4 protein-coding genes are annotated in these 3,890 nt (G+C 61.6%); 3 read left to right on the top strand and 1 reads right to left on the bottom strand.

Features of this window, described 5'->3' with window-relative positions; genetic code table 11:
* The first annotated feature begins 320 nt into the window (after nt 1-320).
* From CH293_RS27670 to CH293_RS28035, 3 genes are all read left to right on the top strand, one after another.
* Complete coding sequence (locus CH293_RS27670) at nt 321-1,541, top strand: IS110 family transposase (protein WP_094722066.1); 1,221 nt, start codon at nt 321-323, stop codon at nt 1,539-1,541.
* A 268-nt stretch (nt 1,542-1,809) separates the two neighbouring features.
* Entirely contained in the window at nt 1,810-2,766 is a 957-nt protein-coding gene (locus CH293_RS27665) for a hypothetical protein (RefSeq protein ID WP_094722065.1), read from the top strand.
* Between the two features lie 245 nt (nt 2,767-3,011).
* Nucleotides 3,012-3,302, top strand: a complete 291-nt coding sequence (locus CH293_RS28035; protein ID WP_141217261.1) for a hypothetical protein — start codon at nt 3,012-3,014, stop codon at nt 3,300-3,302.
* A 176-nt stretch (nt 3,303-3,478) separates the two neighbouring features.
* Here CH293_RS28035 and CH293_RS27660 read toward each other — a convergent pair.
* A partial coding sequence (locus CH293_RS27660) for a helix-turn-helix domain-containing protein (protein ID WP_217900799.1) occupies nt 3,479-3,890 on the bottom strand: 412 nt, incomplete at its 5' end.

Raw genomic sequence — 3,890 nt, 5'->3', positions numbered from 1 at the left:
GAGCGCTGCGAGCAGGTCCGGGCCACCCTGCGGGCGTCCACCGAATCGAACTCCGCTGCGCTCCGTCCTGTGAAAAGAATTCTTGTTTTCCTTAACGTCGTTGCCGGGCATCGAGACCTCGGACGTAGGTTCAGAGGTGCCTGGGGACACCGGGTATGGCTTTCTTTTTTTCGCTGATCGGATGGCCAGAAGGGAATGGCCGCCCGGTGTCCTCGACGATGTGACCGCTCATTGAGAGACGCGACCTGATCGCTGATTAAGGACACGACGGCGCAGTCGTCCACCAGGTTCCAACGTCCCGACGACAGCAAGGGGTACAGGTGCAACAGCTCTGGGTGGGAATCGACGCAGGGAAAACTCACCACCATGCGGTGGTAATCGACAGCGACGCAACACGACTGCTGTCCCGTCGGGTGTTGAACGACGAGGCGGTTCTGAAGTCACTGATCGACGATGTGCTCGGCATCGCAGACGGTGGGCAGGTGGTCTGGGCAGTGGACCTGAATTCGGGTGGTGCTGCGCTGTTGACGGCAATGCTCGCTGCAGGTCGGCAAACCCTGATGTACATCCCCGGCCGCATCGTGCACCACGCTGCGGGCGGGTACCGCGGCGATGGCAAGACCGACGCGAAAGACGCGGCAATCATCGCTGATCAGGCGCGGATTCGACGCGACCTTCAGCCGATGCGAGTGGACGACGAGATTGCCGTGCAGCTCGGCATTCTGACCTCGAGGCGAACCGACCTGATGCGGGACCGGACTCGATCAATCAACAGGCTTCGCGCTTTACTGAGCACGTACTTTCCCGCGCTGGAGCGCGCGCTCGACCTCAGTAACGTGAAGGGAGCATTGATCCTGCTAACCGGTTATTCAACGCCAGGCGCGATCCGCACGATCGGTCCTACAAGCTTGGAAGCCTGGCTGCGAAAGCGTAAGGCGTACAACGCTAGCGGCCTCGCGGCCGTGGCGGCGGAGGCTGCTTTGGCGCAAACAATTCGGGTGCGGGGTGAGGCCGTGGCCGCGCAGGTTGTCAGCTCCATGGCCACCGACGTACTCGATCTCGGTGCGCGATTGGCTGCCCTCGACGGCACTATCGAGGCCGTGTTCAAGAGTCATGCGTCGGCCGCGATTCTCGAATCCATGCCGGGAATCGGGCCGCTTTTGGGTGCCGAGATGGTGGCCGCAACCGGGGGAGACGTCTCGGTCTTCGGAACCGCAGACAGGTTTGCCGCAGTGGCCGGACTCGCCCCTGCGCCGAGAGATTCGGGCCGAATCAGTGGGAACCTCAGACGTCCGCGCCGGTATGACCGGAGGCTGCTGCGAGTCGCGTATCTGTCAGCCCAGCTCAGCGTACGAAGCTGTTCCGAGTCGCGGGTCTACTACGAACGAAAGCGGGCTGAGGGTAAACGCCACACTCAGGCCGTGCTGGCATTGGCAAGGCGACGGTCAAACGTGCTGTGGGCAATGCTGCGTGACGGAACGACATATCGACCGGGGTCGTCGGCCTGCACAGGCGGGTGCGTTACACCCGCTGCCGCTTGATGTGGGACCGGCCCCTCAGTAGTCGCGTAACCCTCTGCCTGTTGCAAGGTGCGGAGACAGTCTCCCAGCCTCAAAGGCATCCAGTTTCCGCCGAACGGTCATCGCTTGGTGTTGACACCTCGGTTCATCATTCCGAAACGAAAGGTCGACGACGGTCACCTTGCCAATGAGGTCGGAGGCGGTCGGCCGTCAGTGTTGGGTCTGCACGTCTTCGAGGGAGAACTGACTTCGTGGACGTGCACAGACGAAAGGTGGGACCCTTGCGACCATGATCGGTCGACGTGTGGGACTGACGATATTCCTGTTGGTGACGGCTGCCCTCGCGTCCTACGGTGTGCTCTCTACCCCGCAGCCGAGGTCGGTCGCCGAGATCGGCTCCGCTGATCAGTTCGTGTGCGCACTACCCCAGGACGTCGGCGGCTACCTCGCCGCTCCTCCGCAACAACAGACCTTCCTGCCACGTCCTGCGCCGGGCACGGTGCCCGAAGGGTTCGAACCGGTGACGGCGGTGGTGTGCGACGTCAGTATCGGCGACCACGTCGGTGCGGACGGAACCGTGACCTACGTCGAACGCCGCTATGCCGGTGACTTCGACGCCGCTGTGCGGGAACTGAACAGGCCGCCCACTCGCCGCTCGATCTTCGACTCCCAGTGCCTGGCATCGGCTCTCGCGGCGGCACCGGTCGACATGTGGCTCATCGACGCCGGCGGCCGAGCCGTGCAGCCCTCGTATCCACGTGGTGACTGCGGACTGGACAACACCCTCGGACTTGCCGAGATCCTCGAACTCCCCGAGGTGGGCACAACCGAACATCAGATCCGTCTCGACACCACAGGAATTGCCTACTTCTTCTCGTGCTCGCCCGTCGTCTTGGCGTCGACACCCGGGCCGCGGTCACTGCTCGATCTGACGCTGACACCGTCCGGGCTCTGTCACTTCGACACCACCGGAGCCAGTCCGGAGTTCACCGGCGCGGATCGATACGCGCCCGAGCCGTATCTCGACTGGAACTCCACCGTCACCGACCTCGAGCCCGCCGGCCCCTGCGGTCAGCAAGCAACATCGCTGGCGACCACGTCCACGCAGTCCAATATCGGGGACGAGTACGTCAGCATCGATATCCACATCGAACTCGACGGATGCCGACGCGTCCTGGCCGACGGCTTCACACCATTGACAGCTTCCGCCGCGTTCCTCGACTCGATCGAAAGCGCCACCGCGTAGCCACCTCGGCTGCATGCCTCCGACGATCACACACGGGCGTGGTGGGGGCTTCTACACTGGCGTTCAATTACGGGAAATGGGAGTGTGGTTGATTGCCATGTACGGCGGACACGTCGGCGGTTCCGTTCTCTTAGTTTGCATCTCACGCCGCTAGCTGTCTGCGGTGGACACTAAATCTCCGCGCCGACAACTGGTTCCTGAGCTCGTTCTCATCTGCAGTGGTGTGGGCGGGTTAGTCTGAAAGCGTGAGTAAATATCTAGCCGAGGCGGGTTTCAGTGAGTGCGTGAACGCTGGCCTGGATTGTGCACCTGGATTTGGACTCTTTTTCTTGAAGATGGGTATCGGTTTGCTTCTGGTGTTTCTCTGGTTCGGTCTCGCTATCTATGTGTCTGCGGCTGCGGGACCACCCTTGAATGCGCGCCGTACGGCAATTTCGATTCTTGCAGCGTGGCTTTTGCCGATCATTGGTTCGGCATTTTTCTTCTGGTACCGAGAGGATGCGCGTCAGGACAACTGGCGGCCACCCATGGCGTAAAGCAGCGGCAAGAGTTGCCCTGTTGGGTACCAATTGTCGCCCGTCTCAGCTGTAGACCGAGAATTTTTCCGTTGATTCCGTTGAACGCGGTACTGGTTGGTCATCCTCGTTGCCAGGTCAAAAAGGACCCCGCCCATTCATTCGTCCGACGGTGCCTTGGCGCGGTGGGCTCAGGACTATGTCGCCGTAGCAGCAGCGTCGTCGAATGACTTGCGGGCCCGGGCGATCGCAACTCTGTGCTGCTCGGTCCATCCGACGAGGGCCTGAATCGTCCCCAATAGTGTGCGGCCGAGGTCGGACAATCTGTATTCCACGCGAGGCGGAATTTCGGGATACATACGCCGGTGTATCAACCCGTCACGCTCGAGATTGCGCAGGGTCACGGTCAACATCCGGGTGCTGATGCCGTCGATCTCTCGGCTCAGTTCGCCGAACCGAAGAGTTTTTTCGTCCAAAAGCGCGATAACCAGCAACGACCACTTGTCCGCCACGCGGTCGAGTATCTGGCGAACTTCGCAATCTTCACGCGAGTCCCATTGGAACGCATCGCGTCCGTCGCGGCAGCAACCGTCGTCTACCTGGTCGCTT

It is taken from the genome of Rhodococcus sp. 14-2470-1b, from assembly GCF_002259415.1.
Taxonomy (GTDB): domain Bacteria; phylum Actinomycetota; class Actinomycetes; order Mycobacteriales; family Mycobacteriaceae; genus Rhodococcoides.
Note: the sequence above shows the minus strand (reverse complement) of the source record. Positions and strands in the feature narration are given on the sequence as shown.